The sequence below is a fragment of the Marinilabilia salmonicolor JCM 21150 genome (assembly GCF_000259075.1).
Classification (GTDB): domain Bacteria; phylum Bacteroidota; class Bacteroidia; order Bacteroidales; family Marinilabiliaceae; genus Marinilabilia; species Marinilabilia salmonicolor.
Window position 1 is genome coordinate 158,526 of record NZ_AJKI01000002.1, and the last position, 14,375, is coordinate 172,900.

The window sequence follows — 14,375 nt, forward strand, 5'->3', positions numbered from 1 at the left end:
AAAAAGCCAGCAGCCTATTTAAAATTTATTTTTTATTGTCCTTTTTGGCATTCCGCGTGTCACCGTAGCTTTAGCGGAGGCACTGCCCCAAAAACGGAACGAAATCCCGATTATGGTTTTTGTGAGTTTTTCAGCAAGTCCAAAATAAAAAAGCCATTCTACTTTTCTCAGCAGAATGGCTTTTTGTTTATTTCTTCAAAGATTAATTTGAAGGCGGATTGTTTTCCACATCCTTTTTCTTACTAAAAATATCTCCCATCACCCCACCAATCAGATTATTTTTCATTTCATCAATGGCATTGGGATGTATAGCAGAAATTGGTTCATGCTTACCATCCACACCGGTGATCACAGAAATTTTGTCTGATGGGAAGAAGTTCAGTGTTTCAGCAAACGGCCTGATTAATGTATTGAAGTTCTCAATCAGGTAAATCTGGTTCCCCATTTCCGGGTTCTCCCGAAGGATATTAATGGTCTCCTGAAGCTCTTCAATTTCTCCTTCCGCCTTACCGATAACAGCCGCCATCTTTTGTTTGGCCTGCAGAATCATTTTTTCCTTCTCCGCAAAAGCAGGCGTGACTATTTCAGCCTGGAATTTCTGTTTCAACATCTCAACCTTCTGGCGTTCTGCTTCAATTTCCGATTCCAGCACAGCTTTTTCGGCTTTAATATCCTGTACCACTTTTTCCACACCCACTTTCTCGCGCTGCTTCTCTTCCATTATTCTAACGCGTGTTTCGGCCACCAATTGCTCATATTGGTTTTCAATATTGCGAACCCGCACTTCTGCCTTTCGGGCTTCTTCCTGTTCCACAGCGGCAGCTCTGGACTCAGCCTTGGCTTTTCGGGCTTTAGTTTCAGCATTGACTGTTTGCACCCGTTTAAGCAAAGCAATATAAAGGTCCGGTTCTTCAACCCCCTTCAAGCGGTGATCATCCACATCGGCAATATTCATAGTGGTGATTTCAAGACCAATGTTTTCAAGGTCGCTTTTACAGACATTAATCATTTTTGCCACAAGGGTATCTTTATCCTGCATCACCTGGACCGGCGTCATTGTAGCAATAGAATCCCTAAGGTGTCCTTCGATGATGTTACTGGCAACCTGCTTCAATTCTTCAGGATTATCAACCATGTGAAGAATACGGGTAGCTGCCAGGCTACGACCTGACTGATTGGATGCAATGGCAAAACTTACTGTGGCCTTTACATTCAATGGAACAACACCATCGGCAATTGCAGAATCCACAACAACCTCAATGGTATGAGGCGTCAGATCCATCTTGGCAAATTTATGCAGCAAAGGAATGGTAAACATACGACCACCACTGATCATCTGAAAGCCTTTTTTGCCGGCTACTCCGGAAATAATACCAAGCTCATTACCACCAACAATTCTCATATTGGATATTACCTGAATCAGTAAGGTAATAATTATTAACCCAAAGAATACACTAACAAAAACTATCATTTTACCTCCTCCACTTTTTTAGTTGACAAAAAATCTTTTACAGCAATACCTGTAGCTTTCTCGAACTCACCCAGGAAACGCACAAAGGACTCTGGGCCACGATTTACAGCCCCGCTAAATCCTTTTTCGTTATCCATCAATATGTAAGAATCCACAGAAAAGCCTGAACTATACTCTTTGAACGACTCATAGAGCGTAGGCAACTGCTGCTGGAGGAACAACACAGAAGCACCGAACTCCTTACCTTCTGAGATAATCTTCACTTTCTGTTGCAAAATCCGGTTTCGGGCACTTTCAACAATTTTCACAGCCTCTTTTTCTCCCTGACTTAGAATCTCTGCCATCTCATTTGAAGCTTGCTCCTTAATAAGCACCTCCGTGTCGTTTTTGAGTTTCTTAAGTGCAGTATTTAACTCCTCTATTCCTTTTCGGCCCTTGTTGCGGGCTGCAGCGATATTATTATCCGCCTCAAACTGAACCTGATTGATGCTGGCCTCACTTTCACGGCGATACATTTCAAGTTTCTCGTTAGCAGTAATAATCTTTTCATTGGCTTTGGCCTTTGCGATCTCAATTCTTCTTTTTGCATCCGATTCTGACTGCTCGGCCAATGCTCTGAGGCGTGCTTCTTCTATTTCCACCTCCTGCCTCTTTTCAGCAAGTGTTTTTTGCGCCAGGTTACCAATATAATTAGAACTGTCCCAGATCTTCTGAAGGGAAACTGAAACTACTTTCATTCCAAAACTGGCAATATCACTGTTGATGTCCACCAACAAAGCATTCCTGAACTGGGCCCGCTCTCCATCCGCACCTGCTTCTTCCTCTTCATTGCTGGTGTGTCCTTCCTGCATTCCGATGGCTTCCAGCGGGGTGGCCTTATTCAAGGCACCTCTGAAGTTACCAATCAACGTTTGACGGACCTGCTCCTGAAGTTCTTCAACATCTTTTCCCATTAAACGCTCTACAGCAGAATAAAGCATTGAATCTTTTTCGTCATCAATACAAACGCAGGCAGTTGCATCAGCGCCCACGGTAATTCCGTTGGCCGAATTTACACCATCAACCTGCACATTAATGGGCAACACCCTAAGGTCGAGATACTGAGCACTCTGAAAATAAGGAACTACTGAACTTCGCCCCCTTTCTACACTGAATCCAAATGTTTTTCCGTTCTCTTTTCGTTTCCGTCCGGTAATGACAAGCAACTTGTCGGGCGGGGCCACTTTGATAAATGCTTTTAGAATGCCAAGCAGCAGAAAAAAAGCAACCACTGCAAGAACACCTTCAAAGATTCCTCCTGAACCCTGTTGAAATAATGTTTCCATGTTTTATAAAAATTATTGGGTTAAAAAAATGTCAGTTAAGGCTTCGAACATAGACCACATCCTTATCCACATTGCTAATCACTACAGGGTCTCCTTTATTTATGGATACTTCTCCGGAGGCAGGCTTTGCGTAGCGCTCGACGGTCATGGTTCCAAAAAAAATCTTCACTTTCCCCAGGCTTTCTCCTTTCATGGGCAATAACGCTTCCCCTTTCATGTTAAGAAGCTCTTTGTCTGAAAAACTTGAATCCAGCTTATTTCTTTGAATTTTCCTGAAAATCTTATAAATCCCCACTGTCCCCAACCCGACAAAAACACTCCAAATAATACTTGAAACAGCTGACTCGCCTGTCAGGAGTGCGAATATCCCGGTGATGCCAAATCCGGCACAGAAATAAACAAGCACTCGCAAAAAGGAAATAAACTGTAAAAACCCTCGCGCTTTATACCTATTGTAATCCACCAGATTGGATCCATCAGAGCTATGGTGCTCAGCGTCATCGGATGAGGCATCTCCTTCCTCCGCCCCGGTATCTATATCACCTTCGAAAGAGGATAAAACACTCGAAAAAAAATCTATCAATATCACACCGGCACCAAAAACTCCGGCCACAATATATAAGTAGTACAATCTCTCCATTGAAACAGAATTATATTTGATTTTGTGCTACCGCTTTCAGCTTACTTTTCAGTTCACCTTCAATCTTGGAAAGCTCACTCTCGGCCTGCTGACGTTTTACCCGACCCTCTTTCTGAATGGACAATGTCTCTTCTATGGTTGAAATCAAATCATCATTGACCTTTTTGAGTGTTTCAATTTCCACAATCCCCTTTTCGCTCTCCCGCGCTGTCTCCAAAGTTCCCTCTTTCAACATCTCTGAATTTTTCGACAAAAGGTCATTGGTCGTTTTAGTCACACTCTTTTGCATCTCCAAAGCACTCTTTTGTCTGAAAATACTCAAGGCTATAACCACCTGATTTTTCCAAAGAGGAATCGTATTCACTATGCTACTTTGAATTTTCTCCACCAGAAGCTGGTCATTATTCTGAATAAGTCTCAGTTGAGGGGCCGTTTGTATGGAGATGGTGCGACTCAGCAATAAATCGTGCACCTTTTTTTCAAATCGATCTACCATCTGAGAGAAATCGCGATGTTTCTGAGCGTCCGAGGGATCATCAGATTGCTCCAGGCTTTTTTGCATATCAGGCAAAACAACGTCCCGTAATTCCTGCAGTTTGAGTTTTCCGGCTGCAATGTAAAGATCCAGTTCTCTTAAATACTCCAGATTTTTATCATAAAGCGTATCAAGCATTGTAATGTCCTTAATCAAGGCCATCCTTGCTTTCTCCAGCTCAACAACGATTTTTTCAATCTGAACACTTACTTTCTCATAACGACTCATGAATCGTTTAACAGAACTGAACAAATTTCCTATTAACGGAATTTTTGCCAGAGATGAATCCCCTCCCAAATCCCCGATTCTCATGCTTTTTACCTGGGTTCCCAAATCGGTCAATATTTCACCTACATAACCGGCATCTTTCGATCTAACTTTTGACAAAATATTATCAGAAAACTCCGCAATCCGGCTTTGAGAGCCAACCCCAAACTGTATTACAGACTGGGAATCTGATACATTGATTGAAGAAGCGATCTCTTTGGCTTTTTCCAGTTGTGCCGGTTCAATATTTTCAAACTCTATGGTTTTGAGTTCATTTCCGGGTGATACACTTTCATTATTCATCAGCATAAAATTTGTCTAAGTTATTGGTCTGATGGAACTCGTCCCGAAGTTTCGGGACTCGTTTCATTTAAAAACCCTCCGATTTTATGGTTTTGGCTAAAACTTTTAACTCCGTATCGAGATCCATCACATCATCTTCAAAGAGCTTTTCAAGTTGTTTTTGATAAGCCACTTCAATTGTATCAAGTAAATTCTCCGTTTTTTGAAACGAATCTTCTGCTATAGACAGATGATCCCGGTTGTTTTGAAGTGTTACGTATTTATCCAGAATGGAATTGGTTGCATCGAGATAGTAATTAAAAAACTGTCGGGCAGCCCGATAATCAGAAGGATTATCACGAACTGTATCCAGGATTTTTTGTCCCAGCCTGTAGATTCTCCCTATTTTAAGACGAATCTCCTCTTTATCTATTTGTACCGATTTGTGTTCAAGGGAACTTAATTTCTCAAAACCTGCCTGCAGTAAAGAATCAATACCTGAAGTAGTGTTTCCTTTATGCATCGGGAGTTCCTCCTGAACATTATTTCCCGTAAATCCTGAAAGAATAAAAAACAAAAAGAGCCCGATAATTAAAGAAAGAATGGCCGATAACCCCAGAACAAAGAACAACAGCGAAAATGCCCCAATGGAGAAAAGAAGGTGAAATATATGTGTGAAAACTTTTTTCATCGTTTTCAATAGCCGGGTTAAGAATTAATAATTTGTATCTACCAAAGATAAAAACAATATGCTTTATTGCACCACAATCTCCTCAGAATATTCCGAAACCTGATTTTCATGTGATAAAGCCCGAAATTAAAATGATAAACGATTTAGAATCCCAATTCTCCAGCCGGGCACCAGAATCCTACAACTCTGCACAATGTTTTTTCTTTTCGAACGGAAGAAGTCGTTCTTTGTCTATTATTAACCTTAAAATCAATAGACAATGAAATGCAAATCATTTATCTTAGCCGGCTTGGTTGCAGGCATTTTCATTTGCCCCATAAAAGGACAAATGATTACAAATGTTGAACTCCCGGATCATCTCCCGAATGATATTGAGCTTGATCATAGTAAAAGACGAACTTTCCATATTATCACCGATTATATGGACTATGACCTGAAAGGAAATTTCAGAACTAAAACACGTGTTTCCGGTGTATATACCACAGGACTTCCAGGAGATTCAATAAAATGGAATAACATTCGAATTGCAAGTGCTCCTGATAAAGAAGCATCCTTTTCTGAAGGAGAAAGACAAGAATATATCGATAATTTCTCCTATATTCAGGATCAGAATATTTTGTCTGTCGATTTCTTCCGGGAGATTCCTCAAACAGACATTAGAGTACGCAACCTCATCTGGGATGTGGCAGGAATATACTGGTTTGCTTATGGAAACTGGGACAATCTGAAGTTGAATCAACCATACCGCGACAAACAAATAAACAATCAGGAGATGGATCTTTCGGGGCAGGGCAGTTTTGAGAATAGGAACGCAGAGGTTACCTGGCTTGGAATAACGATGCTAAACCAGGAGAACTGTGCCCTCATCAAATACTCCACAATGAACAATCCGTTACATGTAAATCTCGAAAACATGAAAATGACAGGACGAAGTCATTATTGGGGTGAAATCTATGTATCTCTTGAGGACAAAGAAATTGAGATGGCAACCATGACAGAAGATGTGGTTACAGACGTGATATTATTTGCTGAAACCCATTGATCCAAAGGAGCTAAAACAAGCTGTGGATAAATACCTGTCGATGCATTTGCAGCCAGAAAGCCAGCTAAATCTGGAGACGGTATTAAAAATGTTTCCGGGAAAACGTAAAGAACGATTTCTGATAAAAGTAGGGGAGCACTTTAAGTCCATACCGGTCACAGATATTGACTGTTTCTTTATCGAAGAACGCTGCACATTTATTCATTCGCGAATCGGGAAAACCTATGCATTGGATTACTCGTTGGAGAAAATTGAAGAACTGGTCGATCCTGACCGGTTCTTCAGAATAAACCGGAACTACATTGTAAACTATTCGGCGATAGAGGATGTGGTGGCCTATTCATCAAGCCGGCTGAAAATTAAGCTTTCCGGACTATCGGAAATCCACCTTTTATTAGTTAGTCGGGAACGTGTAAATGGTTTTAAGGAATGGATGGATCGGTAAAATTCCTCCGGGGAAGTAACCTTCTTTAAAAAAACAGCCAGCATAAAACCATCACTTTTGTAAAAGGTCACCATCCACCATTTTTTTTACTGTTTCTGTAGTTGGAAAATAAAAATGTTCTTATATTTGCATCGTGCACGATTTAGTTGCCTGCGATTTTTTTCAACCAACGATTAACTGAAAATTTAAGAACATGGAAAATAATTTTTATCAATTCTCAGCGAAAACGCTTTTCGGCAAAGAAGTGACAATGGATACCTACAAAGGGAAAACGGTGATTGTAGTTAATACTGCAAGCAAGTGTGGACTTACACCGCAATATGAAGGTTTGGAGGCACTGTACAAAAAATACAAAGACAAAGGACTGGTAATTCTTGGGTTCCCCTGTAACCAGTTTGCCAATCAGGAGCCCGGTGATGAGAAAGCTATCTCCGAAACCTGCTACACCAACTATGGGGTAACCTTTCCCATGTTCGAAAAGATCAATGTCAACGGCAACGAAGCCCATCCCATCTTCAATTATCTGAAAAAGACGCTAAGCGGTTTATTTGGCGGCATAATCAAATGGAATTTCACAAAGTTTGTGATTGACAAAGAGGGAAAGCCCCTCAAGAGGTTCGCCCCAACTACCAAACCGGAGGAAATAGATAAGTATTTGCAAACGATTTTGAATTAACTTTGCAATGCAAAACAACAGGGAATCGAACTTACCGGTTCCCTCCAATCCACTCACAATGGCCTACGAACAATTAAAACTCGAAAACCAACTGTGCTTTCCGGTATATGCCGCATCACGCCTTATCACCCGTGAGTATCAACCTCATCTGAACAAGCTCGGCATCACTTATCCTCAATATCTGGTGTTAATGGTATTGTGGGAACATAGCTCCCTAACAGTCAAAGAAATATCCTCCAAGCTAATCCTCAACACCAATACTTTAACCCCGTTACTGAAGCGAATGATGAATCAGGGGATTCTTACCAGACGAAGATCTGAGGATGATGAACGTAAAGTCATTGTAGCGTTGACCGAAAAAGGTGAAAGAATGCAACACGAGGCAGCGGAAATTCCGGAAAAACTATTGACCGGCCTGCTGTCAGAGGGTATGGAGGTAAATGACATTATCGACTTACGCGACAGATTAAATGCCATCATCAAATATCTTTCGGATAAAGAAAATTTGCTCTAACCCGACGACAAACATTGCTCCAACGTATTTTCATGGCAGCGATAGCACAGCAAGACGTCCCCGGTTTGTTAGTCAATCAGGCTTTCGGTACTCTGCCTCATAAAAAGGGATTCCAATTTTAAAGTGATCTTCCCTGATCAACTGAAAACCCGCCTGCAAAATCATTTTATCTGTTGGCCTGTTGAGTTGGCAACCCTCTGCAATTTTAGCCCATGTGGGAGTAAGAAAATCCTGTATTTTACCGGCTGAATGATTGTGCGAACGGATATGCTCCAGCACCAAAAAGCGACCACCTGGTTTTAGCCATTTCATAAAATTCCCAAGCGCCATTTCCGGATTCGGGATTGTACAAAGCACCAGCGTACAAACAACAGCATCAAGGGACTCCGGATCTACCAGGTTAACCATGTCATCATAGCCACATCCGGTATGATGCAAATTGATTTTTTCAGGAAAAAGCAATAGATCTCTTTTCCTAAGGGCTCGTTTAATCATGTGCGGGGACGGCTCAATGCCGGTAACTTCTGTTTCACGATTGTAATACCGAAGATTGGTCCCTGTCCCAACCCCCACTTCAAGCACTTTTCCTGAAAGACCCGTCAGCAACCTGGCCCTTCTCATTTTTAGCCATGGCTTCTCTATGAAGAACATCAGATAATCATAAACTGCTCCGAAGGTCTTACTAAACTTCATGATAACTACCGTTTTATTATCCGACAAATATACAAATTAACGATCCTCTGAAATTCTCTTCACTTCCTCCAGCAGCAGCGGGAAAGCCGGAAATGTCATTCCATGACCATACCCGTCCATCTCATAAAGACGGGTTTCTTTATGGCCAACGACCTTCATCATGCGCATCAAAAAAGCATTCTCTTCATAGCGCCCGAGCATCTCTTTTTCACGGTCGCCCGTAATCAGCAATAAAGGAGGAGCATCAGCGCGCACATGAAACAAAGGAGCCATATCGTCAACAACAGGCTGAGTTCCGGGGATGCCCCGCTCTTGTCTGATGGTAAAATGCGTAATGGTATGTCCGCTAAAAGGGATCAGCCCTGCAATTTGATTGGCATCCACGCCAAATTCAGCCAGCCAGCGTTTATCCAGCCCAATCATACTAGTCAGATATCCACCAGCCGAATGCCCTGAAACAAAAACAAGCGTAGAATCACCGCCATAATCTTCAATATTTTTAATCGTCCAGGCAACAGCGGCAGCTGCATCCTCCACATATTTTGGGGACTTAACTTTGGGATGCAATCTGTAACTTACTCCAACAACACAAACTCCTTTATTTTTTAATGCTTCCGGTATTTCTTTCTGTCCCTGTGTTAATCCACCCCCATGAAACCAGACAATGGTACCAAAAGTTTCCTCATCCGTTGGATAATAAATATCTAGCACACAACGCTCATTAATGTATGCATCAGACTGATTCACATCTTCCGGATAGTAGTGAATATTTTGTTCGGTTATGCAGGCAGTTTCCTGAGCGGCACTATGTAAGGCAACAAATAGCATCAGGACTAAAAGGAGTTGAATATTTTTCATTTTTGAAAAATTAAAAGGTTTTGAATATTAAAAAAACTATTCCTCACAAAGATGCATACTTATTTTGCAACGCGTTTCAAAAAACAACGAATATAAAACACCTTTAGCGTCGAAAGCAATTATATTGCACATTGCTATAAATATAGGGGCCCTTCCTCCACAAACCAAAATTCCATTATTTCCTAATATTGAATCCAAATTCTTACCTTGTACCCTCAGGCGCCATTTGCATAAATCCATATCTTATGAACAAAATTTCTAAACTCACATTGATGGTGATTCTTCTCTCACCCATCATCTCGTCCTGCATTCCCTACCCTCAGGAAAGCAATTACAACGATTTCAGATTTCTGGAATTCGATATACCTCAAATGCAAGCGGGTTATGAAAAAGGAGAATTCACAGCTGAAGAAGTGGTAAAGGCCTATATTTCAAGGATTCAGTCCATTGATGCCTCCGGTCCGGCAATCAATTCAATGATTGTAGTAAATCCTGATGCGATAGCAATTGCAGCAAGGCTAGATGAAGAGCGTGCTTCCGGAAAGGTTAGAGGACCACTGCATGGCATTCCCGTGGTGCTAAAAGACAACATTGACACGCACGACAAAATGCCAACCACGGCAGGATCCAGAGCCTTAAAAAACTCCTTCCCGTTACAGGACAGTTTTGTGGCCCGAAAACTCCGGGAGGCTGGGGCCGTTATTCTGGGCAAAGCCAATTTGAGCGAGTGGGCCAACTTTCGGGGAGAGCTTTCGCCAAGCGGTTGGAGTGGGGTTGGAGGACAAACCAAAAACCCATATATCCTGAGTCGCAATCCATGTGGATCCAGTTCAGGTTCCGGTGTAGCAGTATCGGCAAATTTAACCATGCTTGCCATAGGCACCGAAACCAACGGTTCGATTGTTTGTCCTTCTCACGCTAATGGAATTGTAGGGCTAAAACCAACGGTAGGCCTTGTCAGTCGTACAGGAGTCATTCCCATCTCATTCACTCAGGACTCCCCCGGCCCTATGGGACGAACCGTGACCGACGTAGCCATCTGTCTTTCTGCCCTTACAGGAACCGATTCCACTGATGTAAAAACCCTTCAAAGCGCGGGGCATATTCAACCGGACTACACAAAATTCCTGAACAAAGACGGACTCAAAGGAAAACGAATTGGCATTTATCAGGACCCTCTGGGTGCCAATTTCAAAGTTGATTCCCTGTTTAGTTTAGCCAAAAAAGATTTAGTGGCTGCCGGAGCTGAACTTATAAAAATTGAACAGTTAGTGGAATCAGGAACCGGAAATCATTCATTTGAGGTCATGCTTTTTGAATACAAAAACGGACTAAACCAATACCTCCAATCGCTTGGTCCGAAAGCCCGAATTAAAAATCTGAATGAGTTAATCGACTTTAACCATCAGGACTCTGTAGAACTTCAGTTTTTCAACCAGGCATATCTTGAAATGGCCAATGAAAAGGAGAATTTGCCCTCAGAATCTTATCAGAAAGCCCTTAAAAGCATGCAAGAAGGCGCACAAACCAATGGAATCGATAAAGTAATGGCCGAATTGAACCTTGATGCCATCATTGCCCCAACCGGCAGTCCGGCGTGGAAAACCGATCACATAAACGGAGACAGCTTTCAACTGGGAAGTTCAGGCCCTGCGGCAATGGCAGGTTATCCGATCATAACGGTTCCAATGGGCTTTGTTGAAGAATTGCCTGTGGGAATCTCCTTTTTTGGCCTTGCCTGGAGTGAACCAGCATTGCTGGAAGTGACTTACGCTTATGAGCAGGCTACGAAGCACCGGAAAGCACCCCGGTTTATAGAAGATTTTTAATAATAATTACCAATAAAACGAACATGATATCTTTAAATCATAAATATCACAAGTAAATAAGTTTATAACATATTATGTAAGAGCCAAGGGGTTCTTCCGAGGAATTCTCAATTTTTTAATTGTTTTTTATCTGGCAATTACAAAATATTTAACGAATGAAGGATTTTTGCACCAAACAAAAGACAAACTAGACCACCAATCCAGAGGAGACAAAAAGATTCTTTTTAAGAAGCTGACTGACCTTTCTACGAAGTCTTTCAGCTGAAAAAGGCTTAGAGAGAAAATCATTAACCCCCTTCTCTTTGGCTTCTCTCACATATCTAAGATCTGAAATGCCTGAAAGCATTAAAACAGGGGTATCCAATCGTTGGTGCCTCCGAATAAAACTGGTGACTTCCAATCCGTTGCGCTCGGGCATTATTGCATCCGTAATTACCAGATCGTAAGCTTTCTTCTTCAATTCATCGATGGCTCTGGCACCATTTTCCACAATTTTAAGCTCACATGTATCATCCGAAAGCACCTGCTCTGCAATTTCAGCCATCAGCCTGTCGTCCTCACAAATCAATATGGCAGTTCTCTTCTCAGTCATCCATTCCTTATTTTCTTTTTTGTACGCTAAGTCTCTATAAAAAGTTTCTTAATCAATAAAAGGTAGCGTTTCGTCAAAATTTCCAGCCAAAGCAAAAACCAAATAAAAAATTATCTCCCTACAAAGAGATGAACACCCAATATCTGCCAACCACCTAACCGGATCAACGCGTAATAAGACCTCTCACACTGCATAAAAAAATACTGCTATAAAATGGCAAACAGCGGCGGCAAGTACAAAAAAATGAAAGATGGCATGATTGTAAGGAATCTTTCCTATCTGATACAAAACAGCCCCAACAGTATAAAGCAGTCCTCCGGCAGCAATCCAGAGGAGTCCGGCAAGTGCCAGATGCTCCAACAAAGGCTTAATAGCAACAACCATTACCCACCCCATCACTACATAGCCAATGGTTGAGAGAACTTTATATCTACCTGCATAAAATATTTTCAGAATCACTCCCGCAAGAGCCATCGTCCAGACAGCAATAAACAATGGCCACCCCCACTCTTCGCGAATAACAATCAATGTGAAAGGAGTATAAGTTCCTGCAATTGAAATATAAATGGCAGCATGATCAAAAACTTTTAACCGATATCTATTTCGGGGATTTTGGGCTGAATGATACAAAGTAGAGGCGCCAAAGACAACAATCTGGCTAAAACCATATATCAAATATCCCAACCAATGCCAGATCGACTGTAGTTCAACAGATTGTTTGACAAGAAAAAACAAAGCTACTAAACTCAGGACAAACCCAACACCATGGCTGGCAACATTGAGTTTCTCTTCCTGAGGGGAGTAGGTATTTAGTGTTAACGCTGATTTTGGCATGAATGCAAAAGTACGACATTACAGGTTATATCAGGTGCCAAACCATTATTTTTTCTTCGGTGTAAACTCTTTCCGCGCTTGTGTACCGCAATTTGTATTGCCCCTAACATATTCAATATTGCCTCGTATTCCCTACCACACAATCATCGGATGATAGATCAATGGCTCCAGCATTGCAGTAAAAAGAAATGGGGCAATATGGGATCACTTGTTTTACCTGAGACCAATACACCGATTAACAAAATGAAAGCACTTGCAACACGGTTGCATTTTAATTTAGAATTGCTTAATATTGCAACATGGTTGCAAACAATAAAGACATTTCATCGTTTCTTAAAACCCATGGACTTGCAGGGACAATCATACGGAAACAGGTTCTTAGCCACCTGTGGGGAGACGGCGTGGCCCTTACCCAAAAAGAAATTGAAGAAAAACTGCCTCCAGAAACTGACAGGGTAACCCTTTACCGCACACTAAGACTTTTTACAGAAAAAGGGATTGTTCATAAAATTGTGCTCAACGGGGAAACACAGAAGTTCAAAATAGCCGGCCGGTTTCGGAAAAGCGATCATGCACATTTTTATTGCACAAAATGCCACAAACTACTGTGCATGCCACAACTGGACGTGGACTTATCAGATCTGCCGGAGGGATTTCAATTTTCATCAGCGCGTTTGGTTGTTGAAGGAATCTGCGACACATGTAGCCAAAAGAATCAGACTCAAACACAATGACATAATTCAACTATCACCAGAGAATCACTAAAAATCAATAGTTAGCCATGATTAATAGATTCATTTACATAACAGGGGCCATTATGCTTACACTTTTTACTTTGGGCTCTTGTTCTTCAAGCAAAACAGAAGAAAAAGGAGTTGCCGTGACCATTGAACCATTCCGGTACTTTGTGGACCAGTTAATGTCAGAAAGGGTGCCCGTGAGTGTAATGGTCCCCATGGGATCCAGTCCTGCCACCTACGCTCCAACAACCAGTCAACTTATGGCTCTGTCATCAGCCAGCGTTTATGTTCAGGCAGGCCATCTGGGATTCGAAGATGCATGGATGCACAGATTAAAAGAACTCAATCCGGACATGGACGTTTTAAATCTGAGCAAAAATATTCAACTCATCAAAGGTGAAGATCACCAACATGGTGACCACATGCATGAGGGGGGAATTGATCCCCATATCTGGATGTCACCTAAGATAGTTATGGAATTACTGCCTGATCTGAAAAACGTACTGATTAAAAATTTCCCTCAGGATAAGAAAATTATCGATGCCAATTTTTTGAGATTACTCACGGAAGTGGAAACCATTCACAATAATTTCTCCACCCTCTCAGATCAGGAAAAGTCCAATAAGTTTATGATTTTCCACCCGGCTCTAACCTACCTTGCACGAGATTATGGCCTGGAACAAATATCCATTGAGTATGAAGGTAAAGAGCCCTCGCCTGCAAAACTCAAAGAGCTAATAGACAAAGCCTTAGAAGAGAAGATAAAAATCATATTCATACAGGCAGAGTTTGACCAGCGAAACGCAGAGATGGTCCGTGAGGCAACCGGGGCTCAGCTCGTCGTCATCAATCCTCTGGGATACAACTGGCCTGCCACCATGAAGAATATTCGTGAACTTCTGAGTAATCATCTTAAATAGAGTCTGTCCATAAAGTACCAT

16 protein-coding genes are annotated in these 14,375 nt (G+C 41.7%); 7 read left to right on the plus strand and 9 right to left on the minus strand.

The window, feature by feature from the left end:
• Positions 1-202: 202 nt before the first annotated feature.
• From W7W_RS0101275 to W7W_RS0101295, 5 genes are all read right to left on the minus strand, one after another.
• Positions 203-1,471, minus strand: a complete 1,269-nt coding sequence (locus W7W_RS0101275) for an SPFH domain-containing protein (protein ID WP_010662059.1) — start codon at positions 1,469-1,471, stop codon at positions 203-205.
• Entirely contained in the window at positions 1,468-2,796 is a 1,329-nt protein-coding gene (locus W7W_RS0101280; RefSeq protein ID WP_010662060.1) for an SPFH domain-containing protein, read from the minus strand. The genes W7W_RS0101275 and W7W_RS0101280 overlap by 4 nt, the downstream gene beginning before the upstream one ends.
• Before the next feature lie 31 nt (positions 2,797-2,827).
• Positions 2,828-3,436: an NfeD family protein gene (locus tag W7W_RS0101285; protein WP_010662061.1), complete on the minus strand. Its 609-nt coding sequence runs from the start codon at positions 3,434-3,436 to the stop codon at positions 2,828-2,830.
• A 10-nt stretch (positions 3,437-3,446) separates the two neighbouring features.
• Positions 3,447-4,541 (minus strand): toxic anion resistance protein, encoded by a 1,095-nt coding sequence (locus W7W_RS0101290; protein WP_010662062.1) that lies wholly within the window; start codon positions 4,539-4,541, stop codon positions 3,447-3,449.
• A gap of 67 nt (positions 4,542-4,608) precedes the next feature.
• Complete coding sequence (locus W7W_RS0101295) at positions 4,609-5,211, minus strand: 5-bromo-4-chloroindolyl phosphate hydrolysis family protein (protein ID WP_010662063.1); 603 nt, start codon at positions 5,209-5,211, stop codon at positions 4,609-4,611.
• A 328-nt stretch (positions 5,212-5,539) separates the two neighbouring features.
• On the opposite strand from W7W_RS0101295, the gene W7W_RS0101300 reads away from it, so the two are divergent.
• From W7W_RS0101300 to W7W_RS0101315, 4 genes are all read left to right on the plus strand, one after another.
• Positions 5,540-6,253 (plus strand): hypothetical protein, encoded by a 714-nt coding sequence (locus W7W_RS0101300; protein WP_148660797.1) that lies wholly within the window; start codon positions 5,540-5,542, stop codon positions 6,251-6,253.
• Between the two features lie 40 nt (positions 6,254-6,293).
• Complete coding sequence (locus tag W7W_RS21515) at positions 6,294-6,698, plus strand: LytR/AlgR family response regulator transcription factor (protein WP_010662065.1); 405 nt, start codon at positions 6,294-6,296, stop codon at positions 6,696-6,698.
• 193 nt (positions 6,699-6,891) lie between these two features.
• The gene (locus W7W_RS0101310; RefSeq protein WP_010662066.1) at positions 6,892-7,374 is read left to right on the plus strand and encodes a glutathione peroxidase; all 483 of its coding nucleotides are present in this window, start codon (positions 6,892-6,894) and stop codon (positions 7,372-7,374) included.
• A gap of 7 nt (positions 7,375-7,381) precedes the next feature.
• Positions 7,382-7,888, plus strand: a complete 507-nt coding sequence (locus W7W_RS0101315) for a MarR family winged helix-turn-helix transcriptional regulator (RefSeq protein ID WP_010662067.1) — start codon at positions 7,382-7,384, stop codon at positions 7,886-7,888.
• A 72-nt stretch (positions 7,889-7,960) separates the two neighbouring features.
• On the opposite strand, the gene W7W_RS21520 is transcribed toward W7W_RS0101315, so the two are convergent.
• Together W7W_RS21520 and W7W_RS0101325 are read right to left on the minus strand one after the other, a co-directional pair.
• Positions 7,961-8,581: a class I SAM-dependent methyltransferase gene (locus tag W7W_RS21520; protein WP_010662068.1), complete on the minus strand. Its 621-nt coding sequence runs from the start codon at positions 8,579-8,581 to the stop codon at positions 7,961-7,963.
• 36 nt (positions 8,582-8,617) lie between these two features.
• Positions 8,618-9,439: an alpha/beta hydrolase gene (locus tag W7W_RS0101325; protein WP_010662069.1), complete on the minus strand. Its 822-nt coding sequence runs from the start codon at positions 9,437-9,439 to the stop codon at positions 8,618-8,620.
• Between the two features lie 245 nt (positions 9,440-9,684).
• On the opposite strand from W7W_RS0101325, the gene W7W_RS0101330 reads away from it, so the two are divergent.
• Complete coding sequence (locus W7W_RS0101330) at positions 9,685-11,268, plus strand: amidase (protein WP_010662070.1); 1,584 nt, start codon at positions 9,685-9,687, stop codon at positions 11,266-11,268.
• Positions 11,269-11,455: 187 nt separating this feature from the next.
• On the opposite strand, the gene W7W_RS0101335 is transcribed toward W7W_RS0101330, so the two are convergent.
• Together W7W_RS0101335 and trhA are read right to left on the minus strand one after the other, a co-directional pair.
• Complete coding sequence (locus W7W_RS0101335) at positions 11,456-11,860, minus strand: response regulator (protein WP_010662071.1); 405 nt, start codon at positions 11,858-11,860, stop codon at positions 11,456-11,458.
• Between the two features lie 183 nt (positions 11,861-12,043).
• A complete protein-coding gene (trhA, locus tag W7W_RS0101340; RefSeq protein WP_010662072.1) occupies positions 12,044-12,694 on the minus strand; it encodes a PAQR family membrane homeostasis protein TrhA in 651 nt (216 codons plus the stop codon).
• Between the two features lie 299 nt (positions 12,695-12,993).
• On the opposite strand from trhA, the gene W7W_RS0101345 reads away from it, so the two are divergent.
• Complete coding sequence (locus tag W7W_RS0101345) at positions 12,994-13,428, plus strand: Fur family transcriptional regulator (protein WP_010662073.1); 435 nt, start codon at positions 12,994-12,996, stop codon at positions 13,426-13,428.
• A 47-nt stretch (positions 13,429-13,475) separates the two neighbouring features.
• The gene (locus W7W_RS0101350) at positions 13,476-14,354 is read left to right on the plus strand and encodes a metal ABC transporter solute-binding protein, Zn/Mn family (protein WP_010662074.1); all 879 of its coding nucleotides are present in this window, start codon (positions 13,476-13,478) and stop codon (positions 14,352-14,354) included.
• The last annotated feature ends 21 nt before the right edge of the window (positions 14,355-14,375 follow it).

Coding starts and splice junctions, on each gene's coding strand:
- W7W_RS21520 (WP_010662068.1), bottom strand. CDS start 8,581: ATGAAGTTTAGTAAGACCTTCGGAGCAGTTTATGATTATCTGATGTTC.
- W7W_RS0101285 (WP_010662061.1), bottom strand. CDS start 3,436: ATGGAGAGATTGTACTACTTATATATTGTGGCCGGAGTTTTTGGTGCC.
- W7W_RS21515 (WP_010662065.1), top strand. CDS start 6,294: ATGCATTTGCAGCCAGAAAGCCAGCTAAATCTGGAGACGGTATTAAAA.
- W7W_RS0101295 (WP_010662063.1), bottom strand. CDS start 5,211: ATGAAAAAAGTTTTCACACATATATTTCACCTTCTTTTCTCCATTGGG.
- W7W_RS0101310 (WP_010662066.1), top strand. CDS start 6,892: ATGGAAAATAATTTTTATCAATTCTCAGCGAAAACGCTTTTCGGCAAA.
- W7W_RS0101330 (WP_010662070.1), top strand. CDS start 9,685: ATGAACAAAATTTCTAAACTCACATTGATGGTGATTCTTCTCTCACCC.
- W7W_RS0101335 (WP_010662071.1), bottom strand. CDS start 11,860: ATGACTGAGAAGAGAACTGCCATATTGATTTGTGAGGACGACAGGCTG.
- W7W_RS0101280 (WP_010662060.1), bottom strand. CDS start 2,796: ATGGAAACATTATTTCAACAGGGTTCAGGAGGAATCTTTGAAGGTGTT.
- W7W_RS0101315 (WP_010662067.1), top strand. CDS start 7,382: ATGCAAAACAACAGGGAATCGAACTTACCGGTTCCCTCCAATCCACTC.
- trhA (WP_010662072.1), bottom strand. CDS start 12,694: ATGCCAAAATCAGCGTTAACACTAAATACCTACTCCCCTCAGGAAGAG.
- W7W_RS0101300 (WP_148660797.1), top strand. CDS start 5,540: ATGATTACAAATGTTGAACTCCCGGATCATCTCCCGAATGATATTGAG.
- W7W_RS0101325 (WP_010662069.1), bottom strand. CDS start 9,439: ATGAAAAATATTCAACTCCTTTTAGTCCTGATGCTATTTGTTGCCTTA.
- W7W_RS0101275 (WP_010662059.1), bottom strand. CDS start 1,471: ATGATAGTTTTTGTTAGTGTATTCTTTGGGTTAATAATTATTACCTTA.
- W7W_RS0101350 (WP_010662074.1), top strand. CDS start 13,476: ATGATTAATAGATTCATTTACATAACAGGGGCCATTATGCTTACACTT.
- W7W_RS0101345 (WP_010662073.1), top strand. CDS start 12,994: ATGGTTGCAAACAATAAAGACATTTCATCGTTTCTTAAAACCCATGGA.
- W7W_RS0101290 (WP_010662062.1), bottom strand. CDS start 4,541: ATGAATAATGAAAGTGTATCACCCGGAAATGAACTCAAAACCATAGAG.